The organism is Schaedlerella arabinosiphila, from assembly GCF_003885045.1.
Classification (GTDB): domain Bacteria; phylum Bacillota; class Clostridia; order Lachnospirales; family Lachnospiraceae; genus Schaedlerella; species Schaedlerella arabinosiphila.
Genome location: NZ_RHJS01000002.1, coordinates 5,227,722 through 5,243,111, shown reverse-complemented (window position 1 = coordinate 5,243,111; position 15,390 = coordinate 5,227,722). Strand labels below are relative to the sequence as shown.

Below are 15,390 nucleotides of genomic sequence, written 5' to 3'. Positions count from 1 at the left end.
AATATTATCCTTATTCTTTCATCTTATATTTTTTGTCTAAAACTTTACGCATATCCTCTGTGGTCATTTCTCCACGACTTTCTTTTTCAATTAATTTTTTAAATTCTGGGGATGGCTCTAATCCGTCTACTTTAATCATGCCTAATGCATAATCCCATTTTTTATCTGTACTGACCAGCATAAAATCAACTCCCATATTCTTTTTTATTTATTTTATCATGATTTATAAACAATATCTATCACAATTTTTCACATGATAACTTAACTTAATCCATCTTTTTTCATCCTGCGCCGCAAAGCGCCCCCCAAAAACTTTTCTCGTTACTGTATTGTAAATAACCGGATTTTTTCGTATACTTACTTCAGATGCATTTCAGAAAAAGAACGGAAAAAATACGAACAAAGGAGGAAGCCTATGGATTTAACCAATCACATCGCCCCCGAGCAGAAGCAGGCCCTTTCCGCCAGCCAGGTGCAGGCCCTGAATATTCTTGCCCTCACCAACCAGGAGCTGGAAGATTTTATGGTGAATGAATATCTGGAAAACCCGCTGCTGGAGCGTACGGAGCAGAAGGAAAACGATATCATGACAAGCATCGAAAAGTTCTCTGATTCCGATGCCGGAACTTCTTATGCGGATCAGCATCCCGGCAATCCTGATGACCGGGAACATTTCGAAAAAGAATTTTCCGCCAGATCCGGAGACCCGTTAAAGGAGCTTCTTCTGGGGCAATTGAACTGGAAGGACTACACCAAACAGCAGATGAAGATCATGAGCTATCTTGTGGACTGTCTGGATGAAAAAGGATTTTTTACCCATGACACCGGTGAGCTTTCCGCCGGATCCGGCTATCCGAAGGAAGAACTGGACCGGTGCCTTGCCGTCCTGCGGGAGCTGGAGCCTGCCGGAATCTTTGCGCCGAATCTGGAAGAATGCCTGATTAAGCAGCTGGAAGAAAAGGATCTCGCGGACGAAACAGTATGCGTGCTTCTGCGGAATTACCTGACCGAGCTGGTAAGCGGACAGATCGGAACGATCTCCCGGAGCCTGGGCATTTCCACGATCCGGGTCAAGGAGTATATCCATCTGATCGGAAGCCTGAACCCCCGGCCGATCATGGACATCCAGGCAGAGGAATCGTCTTACGTGGTGCCGGATATCATCGTCTCCCGCCCGGGCGGAAAATGGAGCGTGGAGATCAACGACCAGTGGACAGGAGAATACCGGTTCAGCGATTATTATATCCAGATGATGAAGGACGCGACAGACCCCGAGCTCACCGCCTACTTCAAGGAACGGCTGGAGAGAGCCCGGTTTGTGGTCAGTTGTGTGGAGCAGCGTAGAAAAACCATCACCCGCATTATGGAAGCCATCCTCCTGCGGCAGGAAGATTATTTTGAGCATCGGGATTCTTTGAAACCGATGGGCATGGAGGATATCGCGGCGGATCTGGGAATCCACGTATCCACTGTCAGCCGGGCCGTCAAGGGGAAATATGTCCAATACAAAAAGACGGAGCCGTTGAAATCCCTGTTCACATCCGCTCTGTCCAGGGATGGAGAAAGAGAAGGCGTTTCTTCCGGCAAGATCAAGGAACGAATCCGCGCCCTTATCGCCGGGGAAGAAAAAAAGCCCCTGAGCGATCAGAAGCTGGCGGAAAAGCTGGCGGAGGAAGGGATCACCGTTTCCAGAAGGGCCGTGGCAAAATACAGAATCCAGATGAACATTCCGGATTCCAGACAGAGAGGGCTGAGATTGTAACATCCAGCCCTCTTTGTGTACCCAGCGGCTCCCTCATATGCGGAAAGAATGCCAGCGTCAGGCTTTCCGGATTTTCCGGAAGCCGTTCCCCCTGTCAATTGCCTTTTTCCATCATGATATCCAGAATCGTGTGGTCGGTCTGGAGCATTCCCGGGTTGCTCACTTTTCCCATATTGTGTATCGCTTCCTCCGGTGTAAATCCGCAGATTCCGTCCGTTCCCTGAAGAACCACATCCGATATGGCAAGATATGCGCACATCATGGCCGCATTTGCCGCCGTCGCCAGCTTCAGGGCGCATCCGATCTTGCCGCCGTCGCAGACCATTCCCGTAAGGTTTCCGCTCATATTGATCACTGCGTTTCCGATCTGGGTGTCATTTCCGCCCAGGAGCCAGACCATGGCCGCGGATGCAGCGGTGGCCGCAGATACCCCGCAGCCGCACGTTGCGGAAAGCTTTCCGGTAAATGCCTTGATATACACATTCAGGGTATGTGAAAATGCAAGCGCCTTTACAAGCTGTTCATTGGACGCGTGTACATAATCGGCCATTTCCACTACCGGCAGGATGGCGGTGAGTCCGTGGTTACCGCTTCCCGCGCTGCTCATGACCGCATAGGGGCAGCCGCTCATACGCCCCTCCGCGCTGCTCGCCACCCGCACCATGGTCCGGCTGAACAGGTTGTCCCCCATGGTATCTGTCTCAAGCTGCTTTTTGAGCGCGGAGGCAATGCCGATGCCGACGGAGTGCTCCAGCCCGTAGTCCGCCAGCTTCCCGTTCATTTCTATTCCCTCCGACATATAGGCCAGCTCTTCTTCGCTGCACGCATCCACCAACGCCCGAACCTCCGCAATGGTCATCTCGGTCAGCTTTTTGTGGATCTCGTCGTTGGAGCTGACCGCATATTCCTTTTCCAGAAGGATTTCATGATTCCTCTTGGTCAAAATAATGTTGGCATGGGTATTTCTGATCTCGCTGATCCCGATCCCGGCCGTAGTGATGATCTCCGCATGGGCGTAAAGCTGCGTCTCGTCGTGGTTGATCATGACGATCACATGATGGGCCTCCGCAAGCTCCACCGCTTTTTTCGCCGTTTCTTCATTGATGTCCTCCAAAAGCTGCAGACTCTTTTCCGGATTTCCCAGACAGGCTCCCAGAGCCGCCGCGTATTTCAGTCCCACGCGGTCAAATCCCGGAATCCCGACGCTCATGCCGTTTTTGTAAATGCCCGGGTTCACCTCCACCTTGATCGATACGATGTCCCCGCCGATTGCGTGGTAAGCGTCCGCCGCCGCAAGGGCAACGCATACGGGCTCGGTACAGCCCAGGGCCGGCACCACTTCCTGCTGGAGTAACTCTAATAATTCTGTTTTGCTGATCATCTGTATATCTCCTCTCTTATGTTTACTCTGAAACTGCCGCCGAATCCTGCTGACGAAACATACGCCCGGACTGCGGCCGATGGCAGCCATAGTTTCTTTACCTCTTCATACATAATATTAAGCAAATATTGTGCCAAAAATATTTCCCGGCCGTTTCACAAGGTATACCCGAGGGCACCCCGTTATGGCCATTCGGCCGTTTCACAAGGTATATTATAACAGATTTGCGCGGCTCATAGGTAATAAGTTTAACCGCACAGTTGGAAATTTCCTCTTGCTTTCCGCTTCATTTTATGGGAAAATGGTTGAAATAAATGGTTGAATTGGAGAAAGTTATGAATAAAAAACGTATTTCAGTGGTCAGCCTGGACGCCAGGGCGGGAAAATCTTACGGCCGGGAAGTGAAAAGCCTGTTCGGGGACTATGCGGAAATCTCGGTATACAATGTGCAGGACGGCTCCGCCATGGGCGTTCTCCCCAGGGCCGACCTGTTTGTCGTGTCTACGGATGCTTACGGCTCCGCGGAGGAGGTGGCCCGCCATGTTCCCATGGACTGCCAGACCATGGCCGTGGAGGTGTCCTTTCGGTGGAGCGAGCTGCGCAAGCTCAAAGAGCTCCCGGCCGGCAGCAAGGTGCTGTTCGTCAACATGACCCAGACCATGGCCCGGGAAGCCATCACCCAGCTAAACCAGTTCGGGATCAACCATATACACCTGATTCCCTTTTATCCGGGCGCGGTGCTGGAGGAAGACGTACATATGGCAGTGACCCCCGACGAAATGCGCTATGTGCCGGAAGAGATCGAGACCCGGATCAACCTGGGGCAGCGCCCTTGTACCTCCGGCATGATGATCGAGATCGCGCTGCGCCTGGAGCTGGAATTTCTGCTGGAAACCAAACCCTTTCAGGAATATTTTCGAAGCATTGCCACCAATAATTACAGCTTTGACCAAATGTTTGCCAAATCCATCCGCCTGGAAAGCCAGTTCCATATCCTCATGGAAATTCTGGAGGAGGGTGTAATCGGCGTCAATGAACGGGGGGAAATCTTTGCCTGCAGCCACCATGCGGAAGAGATCACAAGGGTGAGCGGCCCTCTGATCATGGGAAAACGGTGCGAAAAAGTATTTCCGTATCTTGATTTTTCCAAATGCCTGCGGGAAAAAAGCCGGACGAAAGTCCAGATGAAAAAGATCAACGGCGTCAATGTCAGCGTGGAGATCGTCCCGGTGCTGCGGCAGGACGCATGTGTGGGTGCCTTTGCCATCCTGCAGCGATATCACGATATGGAAGTGCGGCAGGATGAATTGAGAAAACAACTGCAGCATAAAGGCCACTATGCCAAATACAATTTTGACGATATTGTCGGCACCTCCCGGGCCATCCTCCATGCAAAGGAGATCCTAAAGCGGATGGCCGCAAGCGAGAGCCCTGTGCTCCTGATCGGTGAGACCGGAACCGGAAAGGAGCTGTTTGCACACGCCTTGCATCAGGCTTCCCGCCGGAAAAAGGAGCCCTTTGTGGCAATCAATGTGGCCGCTTTTCCGGAAAACCTCCTGGAAAGCGAGCTGTTCGGCTACGAGGAGGGCGCCTTTACCGGGGCCAGAAAAGGCGGAAGGCCGGGACTGCTAGAAGCGGCCCACAAGGGAACCTTATTTTTGGACGAGGTAGAAGGCATGAGCCCCATGCTCCAGGTGAAGCTCCTCCGGGTGCTGCAGGAGCGGGAACTGATGCGGGTTGGCGGCAGCCGCGTCATCAGCATTGACGTGCGCATCGTGGCCGCCACCAACGAATCGCTGGAACAGAAAGTGGATGAGGGAAGCTTCCGCCGGGATCTGTATTACCGCCTGAACACGCTGCCCATCATGATCCCGCCCCTATGCCGGCGGGACGATGACCTTTTTCTGCTGATCGACCATTTTAAAGACGAGCTGGGCGGGCAGTTTGCGCTGACAGAACCCATACGGGATTTTCTGAAAAATTATTCCTGGCCCGGAAATATCCGGGAGCTGCGCAATGTGGTAGAATATTTTATCTATACCGGACACAGGCAGATCACCATGGAGGATCTGCCGCCCACCGTATGGAACCACCGGCAGCCAAAGCTCCGCCCGGTTATGGCGCCCCTGTCCCCAGTGTCCCCCTGCCCCCCTGCAGGCCATGAACAGGAGGAGCCCGGGCCTTATGGCAGCCCCGGTGGCCGTCCCCGCACGGATACATTCTGGTTTGTCCTGGGCGAACTGTATGCGGCGTCGGAGGAAGGCAGCTTTGTGGGGCGGGAAAAACTGCTCTCAAAAGCCAGGGAATCCCACATTCCCACATCCCAGCAGGAGATCCGCGCCATTCTCACCGAAATGTCCGAACAGGGCCTTGCCAGGGTCAGCCGGGGCCGGGGCGGCAGCCGCCTGACCCTGGAAGGACGCGGCCTGTGGGAAAGCCGTCGGGATGGCTGGAAGTAGCTGTCCCTATTGGAAGACGCCGCACCGGGCAGGAACAGCCGGCCCAGTCGGAAGCCGCCGCACCGGGCGGATCATTTAAAGTTATATTCCGTCACCACGGGCTCCCTTCCTTTTGTCCGGTCGTTAAAGTATTCATACAGGCTGACTCCCAGGAAGGAGCCGGATATATTCCACAGATTTTGATAGCCATGCCCCTGGAGACAGCAGACCGCGTTATAGCTGCGCTGTCCCGTCCGGCAGTGGACGTAGACCGGGATATCCCTGGGGATCTCCTGCATCCGCTGCCTGAGCTGGCTTAACGGAATGTTATGAGCATTTTTCAAATGTCCCGCCTGGAACTCCTGCTCCTCCCGCACATCCACGATAAAGGCCCCGGATTCCACAAGCCCCCGCACTTCGCTCACCGGCACCTGGCGGTAACGGCAGTCCAGCAGGTTCTGCCCCACAAGGGCGGCCTGGTTCACCACATCCCTGGCCGTGCCGAATACCGGAGAATAGCACAGCTCCAGGTCTTTCAGATCCGCCAGCGTTCCGCCCATGGTGATCATGGCAGCGATCACGTCAATCCGCTTGTCCGTATTTCCCTTTCCTATAGCCTGCGCCCCAAGAATCCGGCCCGTAGGCACCTCAAAGACCAGTTTAAAATTCATATAGCTGCTGCCCGGCATCAGCCCCACCTTATCCGCCGCCAGCACATAGGCGATATCGCAGGAAATGCCCGCGCTCTCTGCGTTTTTTTCGTTCAGCCCCGTACAGGCCGCATTCAGTCCGAAAATCCGGATACAGGATGAGCCGATAAATCCCCGGTTTGCCCCGGAACTGCCGTAAATGTGATCTGCCGCGCCCCGAGCCTGTCTCTGTGCCGGCCCTGCAAGCGCCAGCCGTCCGGGCCGTCCCAGAAGGCGGTTGAAGCTTTCCGCCGCGTCCCCCACCGCGTAAATGTCCGGGTCTGAGGTCTGGAAGTTCTTGTTCACCAGGATTCCGCCCGTTTCCCCGATAGCAAGCCCTGCTTCCCGGGCCAGCGTGGTCTCCGGCGACACACCGATGGCCATGACCACCGCGTCCGCCTCGATCTCTTTGATCTCATCGCCGCATTGGATCAGGATGCTGTGCTCCCGGATCTCCGTCAGCATGCTTGAGAGATGCATTTCCACACCGGAATCCAGCATTTCTTTGTGAAGGATCTGAACCATATCGTAGTCAAAGGGCAGCATGATCTGCTCCGTCCCCTCCACCAGAGCCACCGTAAGCCCCGCCATCTTCAGGTTTTCCGCGGTTTCAACGCCGATAAATCCGCCCCCGATCACCGCGGCTTTTTTTACGTTCCTGGTGTCGATGTAATGCTTTAACGCCTTGATATCGGTCACATTTCTTATGGAAAATACATGCTCCCTGTCGATCCCGGCTATACTCCGGGGCATGATCGGATTCGCGCCCGGCGCCAGGATCAGCTTGTCATAGGTTTCCGTATAGCTCTCCCCTGTTTCCAGATTCCGAACCGTCACCTGCTTTTTCCCGGGATGAACAGCGGTAACCTCGCTTTGCACCCGTACTTCTATCCCATACTGCTTCCAAAACCGCTCCGGGGTCATCAGTACAAGGGAATCGCTGTTCTCCACCGTCCCGCTTAAATGATAAGGCAGGCAGCAATTGGAAAAGGACACATGCTCCCCCCGCTCAAACATTACGATCTGGGCATCGGCATCCAGCCTTCTGATCCGGGCCGCCGCAGAGGCCCCTCCTGCCACACCGCCTACAATAATGATTCTTCTTTTCATGAAATGATCTCCTTTCTTCATCGTACATTACCTGATATTACAGCAAAAAATGTGCCAGATATTTTTCCCTTCTTCTTCCTTCCCGGCATTGCAGCCGCACAGTTGGAAACCTTTATTTGGTCAAACAATTGTTTTAATTGGTTAAAATGTGCAACTCTTTTTGCGCCTGACTTCAAATGCTCCATCTGCAGCACTGTGCCGAACCGCATCCGCCGATCCTGTCTCTCTTTTTTTTGCAGGTATTTTTTTCTATATTAAATAAGGAAGAAAACCCGTTTCAAAAAATATTTTCCCGATTTTTTTCCTGTTTCTGCATCGATTGGCACGTCTTTTGCTAATTATAAAAGTATCAGCACAAAAACATGCCGGCCGGCAGAAATGTTTATAAATACAATGAGAGGAGCTTAAAAACATGAAATATGATTTTGACCAGGTAATTGACCGCAGTGCAAACCGCGCGGCAAAGTATGACGAAAGGATAAAAAAGTTTGGAACCAGCGACGTGATCCCGCTCTGGGTTGCGGATATGGATTTCCGCACGGCCCAGCCGATCATTGACGCCGCAAAGAAAAAGGCGGAGGAAGGGATCTGGGGCTACACCTCCCGCCCGGACAGCTATTTTGAAGCCATCTGCGGGTGGCAGGAGCGCCGCAACGGCTGGAAGATCGACCGAAACCTGATCAGTTGGTCTCTGGGAGTGGTTCCCGCCCTGTCCTCCATCGTAAAGATTTTCAGCCAGCCCGGGGACAAGGTGATGATCCAGACCCCTGTCTACTCTGAATTTTACGACGTGACAGAAGCCTGGGAACGGGTAGTGGTAGAAAACCAGCTTGTAGAAAAGGACGGGCGCTGGACGGTTGATTTTGAAGATTTCGAAAAAAAGGCCCGGGAAGTGAAGATTTTCCTGCTCTGCAGCCCCCACAATCCGCTGGGCATCGTCTGGATCCGGGAAGAGCTTCAGAAAATGGCGGACATCTGTATTGCAAACGATGTACTCCTGGTTTCCGACGAGATCCACTCCGACCTGATTTTCCACGGGAAAAAGCATATTCCCACGGCAACGGTATCTCAGGAAATTGCCGGAAAAATCATAAGCTGCATCTCCGGAACAAAGACGTTTAACCTGGCCGGGCTCCAGGCGTCCGCTACCATATTTCCGAATGCGGAAATGAAAGCAAAATTTGACAGGTTCTGGATGAATATGGACGTACACAGAAACAACGCGTTCAGCTCCGTGGCAATGGAAGCCGCGTTTAACGAAGGCGAGGAATGGCTGGAGCAGCTCCTGGAATACCTGGACGGCAATTTTGAATATGTAAAATCTTTCTGTGAGGAGCACATCCCCCAGATCAAAGTCAACGTCCCGGACGCCACTTACCTGATGTGGCTGGACTGCCGCGGATTGGGCATGGACAACGAGACACTGAGAAAATTTATGATCGAAAAGGCCGGGCTGGGGCTGAATGAAGGATACACCTTCGGCAGAAGCCTGACGGGTTATATGCGGCTCAACGCAGCCTGTCCCAGAAGTATTCTGCAGCAGGCAATGAAGCAGTTAAGGGATGCGGTAGATTCTTACAAATGATGAAAGGGGTTACTTATGAACGCGAAAAAAATATGGGACAGCTATAAATTTCCTCTGTTGCTGCTGGCCGGCATTTTTACAGGCGCAGTCATTGGAATCATTTTCGGAGAAAAAGCAAAAGTCCTGGCTCCGCTGGGCGATATTTTCCTGAACCTGATGTTTACCATCGTCGTACCCATGGTCTATGTCTCCATCACCACCGCCGTTGGAAATATGGTCAATATGAAACGGCTCGGCAAGATCCTGGGAAGCCTGGTATGCACCTTCGTGGTAACCGGAGCCTTCGCCGCGGTTCTGGTCCTTATTGTGGTCAACATCTGGCCGCCGGCGGCAAACACGGCCATCTCCATGGGTTCCTCGGAGATGGCGGAAGCCTCCAGCATCAGTGAAATGATTGTCGGCGCGCTGACTGTGGATGATTTCAGCGGCCTTATGAGCCGGAGCAATATGCTGCCGATCATCGTCTTTGCCATCATGTCCGGTTTTGCAGTGGCAAAATGCGGCGGCGAGGATTGCTGGACAGGAAAACTTCTCAACAGCCTGAACAATATCATCATGCTGATGGTGGATATGATCATGAAACTGGCTCCCATCGGCCTGGGCGCGTATTTTGCAAACCTGGTCGGTGAATTTGGGCCGAAACTGATTGGTGATTACGGACGTACCATGTTGGTTTACTATCCGATGTGCGCTGTCTATGTGCTTATATTTTTCCCGCTGTACAGTTATTTTGCGGCAGGAAAGCTTGGAATCAAACGTATGCTGAAACATATTTTCAATCCGGCTGTGACCGCATTCGCGACACAGAGCTCCGTGGCAACCCTCCCGGTCAACATGGATGCCTGCAAAAAAATCGGCGTTCCGGAGGATATCAGCAATATCGTACTTCCCATGGGCGCAACCATGCATATGGACGGTTCTGTATTGTCCGCAATCACTAAGATCGCATTCCTGTTCGGCGTGTTCCAGATGCCGTATACCGGCGCGGGCACTTATGCCATGTCCGTTGTAGTCGCGATCTTAAGCGCTTTCGTGCTGTCCGGCGCGCCCGGCGGCGGCCTGGTCGGTGAAATGCTGATCGTCAGCCTGTTCGGTTTTCCGGCGGAAGCATTTCCGCTGATCGCCACCATCGGATTCCTGGTTGACCCGGCGGCAACCTGTTTAAATGCCAGCGGAGATACCATTGCTTCTATGATCATTGCCCGCCTTGTGGAAGGAAAGGACTGGCTGGAAAAACGGATGGCCGGCGGGGAACTGGAAGCGTAGCCGGAGAATGCTGATGCAGGAACACAAAATTTATTAGAAGAAAAAGGAGATTATGAACATGAAAGTAACAGTAGTAGGAAGCCACTTATGCCCGGATACCCTTTATGCCCTGAACAAGCTGACAGAAGCAGGAATTGAGATGGATTTCAAGAACCTGTCCGCATCACTGCCGGATCTGAAGGTTTACCTCGGTCTTCGCGACACAGAGCCGATGTATGAGAAGGTTAAAGCAGGCGGCGGTATCGGGATTCCCTGCTTTATCCTGGAGGATGGGACAAAGACAATGGATCTCAAGGATGTGCTGAAGTAAAGAACAGCTTTTCGGCAGTCAGTAAAAAAAGAGCGGGATAACCGCTCTTTTTTATATGCAGTGCAAGAGACATTCACTCTATGAGACCACCTTCTCAAAATCCGATGCCGGATGCTTGCACAGCGGACAGATAAAGTCCTCCGGAATCTCCGCGCCCACGTATTCATAGCCGCAGATCCGGCAGTGCCATACGGTCTTGCCTTCCTTTGCCGCAGCCGATGCCTGGGGCCTGGGTTTGATATTGTTCTGATAATATTCGTAAGTAACCGACGGCGTCTGGCTCAAAACCTCCATATCCGTGATCGTCCCGATGAACATCGTATGAGAGCCCAGATCCTGCGTCTTCTCTACCTTCACGGAGATATACGCGTTGGTTCCCTCTGTGATGTACCGGATGCCGTTCGCCCCGGTCTCATATGCCGCGAAGCCTGCAAACTTGTCCGCGTCCCTGCCCGACTGGAATCCAAATCTCTTGAACAGCTCGAATCCCGCGTCCTGGCTGATCACCGACACTGTAAATTCCCCGGTCTGTTTGATCATGTCATGGGTGAAATTTGCTTTGTTTACGGCAATGCTCATCTGATTCGGCTCCGACGCCGCCTGAATCGCCGTGTTGATAATGCAGCCGTTGTCCTTGCCGTCCGCCTTCGCGGTCAGAACGAATAACCCGTAGGTTAACTTGTACATTGCTTTCTTGTCCATAAACAGTCTCCTTTACTTTGTGTTAATACATCAGATTATTACACTGACTATGCTCCTTTGCATCTCAGCAGGTAAATTCAAACGGGATTGCCGGAATCCCTGCCTGATTATACAGATTTACAAGATACCATCTGGTTCGGGCAAATTCTATACTGACCCTCCCCGTCCCTTCCGGAAGCCGGATCACCAGCTTTTCGCCTTCCGCATCCGCCGTAAACGGGATTTCTGTCCTCCGGCTCGTTTCATTTTCTGATTTTTCTGAAGCATCCTTTTCACCCCCGGTTTTCTGCGCCGAGTAGATGTGCAGCGCTTCTACCCTATCCCCTTTTACGGTCAGACCGCCTTCTGCATTTGCAAAAGTGATCTCCGCACGGCCGCCGTCCCGCCGGATCTTCTCTGCCGTGGGCGGATCGCACAGCAGAGCTTCCCCATATACGTGCCCCCTTGCCAGAAGCGCAAGGCGTTCCCCGACTACCTTTTTGTCCTTTGGATGGATGTCCCTCTGTTCTCCCGCATCGGAAATAGAGCACAAATATGCGTCATCTACGTTTTTTGCAACGTACTCCTGGCAGCTGCGGATCGTCATGTAATCCCTGTTTCCCGGGCCGTCCAGCCAGGTTTCCCATCCCGGAAGCTGTACAAACAAGAAGGGGAGCCTGGGATCATTCCAGAGGGCGCGCCAGTCTCCGATCAGCGCGGTCAGCATGTCCTGATACAGTCCCTGTTTTCCCGGTTCATCGTCGCTTTCCCCCTGATACCAGAGAAATCCGCGGATTCCGTAGGGTGCGATGGTCTTAAGCATGTGCTCGTAGAGACATCCCGGAATCTCCGTGGGCTGCATCTCCTGCAGAAATGTTTTCCCATCATCCGGCATCTGCCGAAAGAGTTCCTCCATTTCCTCGGCGCTGAGCGTCCTTGGCAGTACGGCCTCTCCAAATGGGTCCGCAAACGGGTCTCCCCGGTGGTTCATTGGATTGCCGTGCTGATTTTTCCAAAATGCATCCAGGTCCATTTCGGCCGTCCGCTCCCTGTACATCTGCATCCACGGTTTTCCCACGCGTTCCACGCTCTCCGCTGACATCCAGGCACAGGATCTGGTGCCGCCCCAATTGCATCCTATGATTCCTACCGGTACATCCAGTATCTTCTCCAGATCCCGTTCAAAATAATACCCCACCGCGCTGAAATATTCCAGATTTTCCCGATCCGCTTTTCTCCAGATCCCCATCCTGCTGTAGTCAAATTCTTCGGACTGGCCGTCATAGCAGACCTCCGGCACGTCGAAAAAACGCACCCGTGGATTGGCGCAGTGTTTCATTGCCTCTGCCATATGCTTCTCATAGCGCATGTGGAACTCCATGTTGGACTGTCCGCCGGCAACCCAGACCTCCCCCACCGCAACCTGCCGGAATACCTTTGTCTCCTCCAAGCCTGCCGGGGAGACCGACCGCAGCACCAGCTCCTCCTCCTCAGAGGCCGCCAGCGCGGGCAGTGTCAGCGTCCAGTTCCCGTCCGCGTCAACGGCGGCCGCGGCTTCCTTTCCCTGAATCTCTCCGCGGATCGTCTCCCCCTGCGCCCCGGTTCCCCAGATGACTGCGGGTTTGTTCCTCTGTAAAATCATACCGTCCTGAAATATTGCTGCTGTCTTCATCTTTTTCCTCCTGTTGCTGCTTCATCGCAGTTGAATCGTAAACACCTTTTTCTCTGAGGAATTTTCCAACCGCACAGCTTGAAAACTTTTCATTTTACTACTCTTCACGAGGAGTACCTATACTCATCTGATCGTAGAGCCTCCGCAGAAGCTGCGTCCTGCTAGTGATATGCAGCTTCCGGTACAGGCTGTTCACATGCTTTTTCACCGTGTTCTCGCTGATGAAAAGGATCTGGCTGATCTCGGAATTGGAGTGTCCGGCCGCGATCAGTTCGGCAATCTCGCTTTCCCTGGAGCTCAGCCCTTCCCTCCCGGCTGCTTTGGCAGCATTGGCAGCCAGATTTGGAACCGTGCCGTAAGGCCACAAAAAAGAAAAATGTGCCGACAGGTGCCTGCTGATCACTTCCAGCATGGCCAGCTCCGAATCGGTAAAGTCACCCTCCTGCTCGCTGCGGAACAGCGTGATGGAGCCCAAAAGCTGATTGCCGCTGAAAATCGTACACCCCAGACTGTAGTAAATATCCATGGGCTTCATCCATTGTCTGTAAATGTCGGAATTTTCCCGGACAGGCCGCCCGATCATATCGGAATCGCGGTAGATCGTGGAGCTGTGATTGGAAAAACTCCATACCACATAATCCGAGTACTGGTAATTTTTGTAGTAATCGGCAAGCTCTTCCTTTGACATATTCAATGAAACCGGAGCAAAAAAGACACGCTGCCCGTTTTGTGTGGTACACAGATCAAAAAAAGAACGCCGGTGCGGGATGAGCCCGGCAAGCTGTTCCAGAATCTGCGTCTGCAGAATCGTCACGTCCTTCTGTATGTGTAAATTCAAAATGATCTCGTCCAATTGATTCCACTGGCTGTTGTCCAAAGTAATCATCGCGCTTCACCCCCCTGTTCATCAGCAGCATCTGACGTCAGTATAACATTTTCTGCAAAAATAGTAAACCGCCGGAATACCAGCTTTTATGTGCATCCTCCCGACCAATCAGCGTGGTGATTGGTCGGGGTGTGACATGTAACCTTTCGGGGTTACTGTTCACACCCTTTGGGTGCTCCAGTAACAGTATCCAGCCCATTTTAAGTCGCCTTCGGCGGTCCTAAGCGCCAGCGACGCTTGTTTAGGACGGACCGGAACGGAGTGTAGACGGGCTGGATATGATGGCAAATGTTACTTTATTGGCCGGACGCCGTGCAGCAGGGTGCACGACGCCGTGTGAACAGTAACCTTTCGGGTACCCCAAAAACTCAGACGTACCACTTTCCAGAAAGATGCCTCCGGGTAATGGTGAAAGAAAAAAATCCAAGTATAATGAAAGCAAATAAGCAGACCGAAAGGAGCAAAAACGTTATGAAAACAATCAAAAGCACCCCCAAAAAAGACGGCTTTTACATGCCGGCAGAATTTTTACCGCGGAAACAGGATTTTCTGATCTGGCCGGAGAGGCAGGATACATGGCGTGACGGCGGAAAGCCCGGCCAGCGGGTATTGGTGGAAGTGGCAAAAGAAATCATCAAGCACGAAGCGCTGACCGTATTCTGTTCTGCGGATCAGTATGAGAACGCAAGGGCGCGCCTTCCCGAAGAGGTGCGTGTGGTGGAAATGACAGTGGACGACGCGTGGGCGCAGGATAAAGGACCTTTTTATGTAATCAATGATGAAGGCGAGATGCGCGGGGTTACCTGGGGCTGGAACGCTTACGGCGGACTGGAAGGCGGATTGTATTTCCCATGGAAACGCGACCAGGAATTTGCGTCCAAGCTTCTTGATTTGGAAAATTACGACCGCTACGACGCGAGAAACGTGGTATTCGAAGGCGGGGCCATGCAGATTGACGGCGAAGGCACCCTGATCGTAACAGAGAACAGCGTGCTCAACCACAACCGGAATCCGAAGCTGACAAAAGAGGAGATCGAGGAATATTTCAAAGAATATATGGGACTGGAAAAAGTCATCTGGCTGAAGGACGGGATGGCCTTTGATGAGACGGACGGGCACATCGACGACGTATGTTTCTTTATCAGGCCCGGCGTACTTGCCCTTTCCTGGACGGACGATCCGGAAAATCCGCAGTATCCCAATCTGAAAGCCGCCTATGACATTCTGAGTGAAGCCACCGATGCGAAAGGGCGCAAATTTGAGATCCACAAGATCCCCATCCCGGCAGTCCTGCACATTTCCAAGGAACAGAGCGAAGGCGTTGACATTTCTGAAAGCGCGTCGTCCCGGGAAGACGGACTTCCGCTGGCAGTCACCTATATCAACAGCTACTTTGTAAACGGCGGGCTGCTTGTACCGCAGTACGATGATCCCATGGACGAGGTGGCATGCCGGATGTTCAAGGAGCTCATGCCGGAACGGGAGATCATCAAGATCTATACCCGCGAATGGTCTATGTGCGGCGGAAATATCCACTGTATGGCGCTGCAGCAGCCGGACCCGGCAGCAATCGCGGCCTTAAAAAAGAGTTGAGGAAGCGTCTGATGCAC

General features: G+C 52.8%; 13 protein-coding genes. 6 read left to right on the top strand and 7 right to left on the bottom strand.

Going from position 1 to position 15,390, the window contains the following annotated elements:
* Positions 1-10: 10 nt before the first annotated feature.
* Positions 11-196, bottom strand: a complete 186-nt coding sequence (locus tag EBB54_RS29960; RefSeq protein ID WP_148099403.1) for an antitoxin VbhA family protein — start codon at positions 194-196, stop codon at positions 11-13.
* Between the two features lie 219 nt (positions 197-415).
* On the opposite strand from EBB54_RS29960, the gene rpoN reads away from it, so the two are divergent.
* Positions 416-1,762, top strand: coding sequence for an RNA polymerase factor sigma-54 (rpoN, locus tag EBB54_RS24770; protein WP_004075572.1), 1,347 nt, complete (start codon positions 416-418; stop codon positions 1,760-1,762).
* A 94-nt stretch (positions 1,763-1,856) separates the two neighbouring features.
* On the opposite strand, the gene EBB54_RS24765 is transcribed toward rpoN, so the two are convergent.
* Positions 1,857-3,143, bottom strand: a complete 1,287-nt coding sequence (locus EBB54_RS24765; RefSeq protein WP_004075574.1) for an L-cysteine desulfidase family protein — start codon at positions 3,141-3,143, stop codon at positions 1,857-1,859.
* A 335-nt stretch (positions 3,144-3,478) separates the two neighbouring features.
* On the opposite strand from EBB54_RS24765, the gene EBB54_RS24760 reads away from it, so the two are divergent.
* Complete coding sequence (locus EBB54_RS24760; RefSeq protein ID WP_125129402.1) at positions 3,479-5,602, top strand: sigma-54 interaction domain-containing protein; 2,124 nt, start codon at positions 3,479-3,481, stop codon at positions 5,600-5,602.
* A gap of 71 nt (positions 5,603-5,673) precedes the next feature.
* Here the strand turns inward: EBB54_RS24760 and EBB54_RS24755 are convergent, their stop codons facing one another.
* A complete protein-coding gene (locus tag EBB54_RS24755) occupies positions 5,674-7,380 on the bottom strand; it encodes an FAD-dependent oxidoreductase (RefSeq protein WP_125129401.1) in 1,707 nt (568 codons plus the stop codon).
* Between the two features lie 17 nt (positions 7,381-7,397).
* The gene (locus tag EBB54_RS30445) at positions 7,398-7,565 is read right to left on the bottom strand and encodes a hypothetical protein (RefSeq protein ID WP_162307197.1); all 168 of its coding nucleotides are present in this window, start codon (positions 7,563-7,565) and stop codon (positions 7,398-7,400) included.
* Positions 7,566-7,792: 227 nt separating this feature from the next.
* On the opposite strand from EBB54_RS30445, the gene EBB54_RS24750 reads away from it, so the two are divergent.
* The 3 genes from EBB54_RS24750 to EBB54_RS24740 are packed head-to-tail and all read left to right on the top strand — an operon-like array spanning position 7,793 to position 10,541.
* Complete coding sequence (locus EBB54_RS24750) at positions 7,793-8,965, top strand: MalY/PatB family protein (RefSeq protein WP_125129400.1); 1,173 nt, start codon at positions 7,793-7,795, stop codon at positions 8,963-8,965.
* Positions 8,966-8,980: 15 nt separating this feature from the next.
* Entirely contained in the window at positions 8,981-10,231 is a 1,251-nt protein-coding gene (locus EBB54_RS24745; protein WP_125129399.1) for a dicarboxylate/amino acid:cation symporter, read from the top strand.
* A 58-nt stretch (positions 10,232-10,289) separates the two neighbouring features.
* Positions 10,290-10,541, top strand: a complete 252-nt coding sequence (locus EBB54_RS24740; protein ID WP_125129398.1) for a glutaredoxin — start codon at positions 10,290-10,292, stop codon at positions 10,539-10,541.
* A 78-nt stretch (positions 10,542-10,619) separates the two neighbouring features.
* Here the strand turns inward: EBB54_RS24740 and EBB54_RS24735 are convergent, their stop codons facing one another.
* The 3 genes from EBB54_RS24735 to EBB54_RS24725 form a co-directional block, all read right to left on the bottom strand.
* Positions 10,620-11,243, bottom strand: coding sequence for a flavin reductase (locus tag EBB54_RS24735; protein ID WP_125129397.1), 624 nt, complete (start codon positions 11,241-11,243; stop codon positions 10,620-10,622).
* A gap of 64 nt (positions 11,244-11,307) precedes the next feature.
* A complete protein-coding gene (locus tag EBB54_RS24730) occupies positions 11,308-12,894 on the bottom strand; it encodes a sialate O-acetylesterase (protein WP_125129396.1) in 1,587 nt (528 codons plus the stop codon).
* A 97-nt stretch (positions 12,895-12,991) separates the two neighbouring features.
* Positions 12,992-13,780: a helix-turn-helix transcriptional regulator gene (locus tag EBB54_RS24725; protein WP_125129395.1), complete on the bottom strand. Its 789-nt coding sequence runs from the start codon at positions 13,778-13,780 to the stop codon at positions 12,992-12,994.
* A gap of 471 nt (positions 13,781-14,251) precedes the next feature.
* Between EBB54_RS24725 and aguA the strand changes: the two genes are divergently transcribed.
* Positions 14,252-15,373 (top strand): agmatine deiminase, encoded by a 1,122-nt coding sequence (gene aguA, locus EBB54_RS24720; RefSeq protein WP_125129394.1) that lies wholly within the window; start codon positions 14,252-14,254, stop codon positions 15,371-15,373.
* Positions 15,374-15,390: the final 17 nt, after the last annotated feature.

Excerpts from the sequence above, each read along its gene's own strand:
- EBB54_RS29960 (WP_148099403.1), bottom strand. The coding sequence starts at position 196 with ATGGGAGTTGATTTTATGCTGGTCAGTACAGATAAAAAATGGGATTAT.
- rpoN (WP_004075572.1), top strand. The coding sequence starts at position 416 with ATGGATTTAACCAATCACATCGCCCCCGAGCAGAAGCAGGCCCTTTCC.
- EBB54_RS24765 (WP_004075574.1), bottom strand. The coding sequence starts at position 3,143 with ATGATCAGCAAAACAGAATTATTAGAGTTACTCCAGCAGGAAGTGGTG.
- EBB54_RS24760 (WP_125129402.1), top strand. The coding sequence starts at position 3,479 with ATGAATAAAAAACGTATTTCAGTGGTCAGCCTGGACGCCAGGGCGGGA.
- EBB54_RS24755 (WP_125129401.1), bottom strand. The coding sequence starts at position 7,380 with ATGAAAAGAAGAATCATTATTGTAGGCGGTGTGGCAGGAGGGGCCTCT.
- EBB54_RS30445 (WP_162307197.1), bottom strand. The coding sequence starts at position 7,565 with ATGGAGCATTTGAAGTCAGGCGCAAAAAGAGTTGCACATTTTAACCAA.
- EBB54_RS24750 (WP_125129400.1), top strand. The coding sequence starts at position 7,793 with ATGAAATATGATTTTGACCAGGTAATTGACCGCAGTGCAAACCGCGCG.
- EBB54_RS24745 (WP_125129399.1), top strand. The coding sequence starts at position 8,981 with ATGAACGCGAAAAAAATATGGGACAGCTATAAATTTCCTCTGTTGCTG.
- EBB54_RS24740 (WP_125129398.1), top strand. The coding sequence starts at position 10,290 with ATGAAAGTAACAGTAGTAGGAAGCCACTTATGCCCGGATACCCTTTAT.
- EBB54_RS24735 (WP_125129397.1), bottom strand. The coding sequence starts at position 11,243 with ATGGACAAGAAAGCAATGTACAAGTTAACCTACGGGTTATTCGTTCTG.
- EBB54_RS24730 (WP_125129396.1), bottom strand. The coding sequence starts at position 12,894 with ATGAAGACAGCAGCAATATTTCAGGACGGTATGATTTTACAGAGGAAC.
- EBB54_RS24725 (WP_125129395.1), bottom strand. The coding sequence starts at position 13,780 with ATGATTACTTTGGACAACAGCCAGTGGAATCAATTGGACGAGATCATT.
- aguA (WP_125129394.1), top strand. The coding sequence starts at position 14,252 with ATGAAAACAATCAAAAGCACCCCCAAAAAAGACGGCTTTTACATGCCG.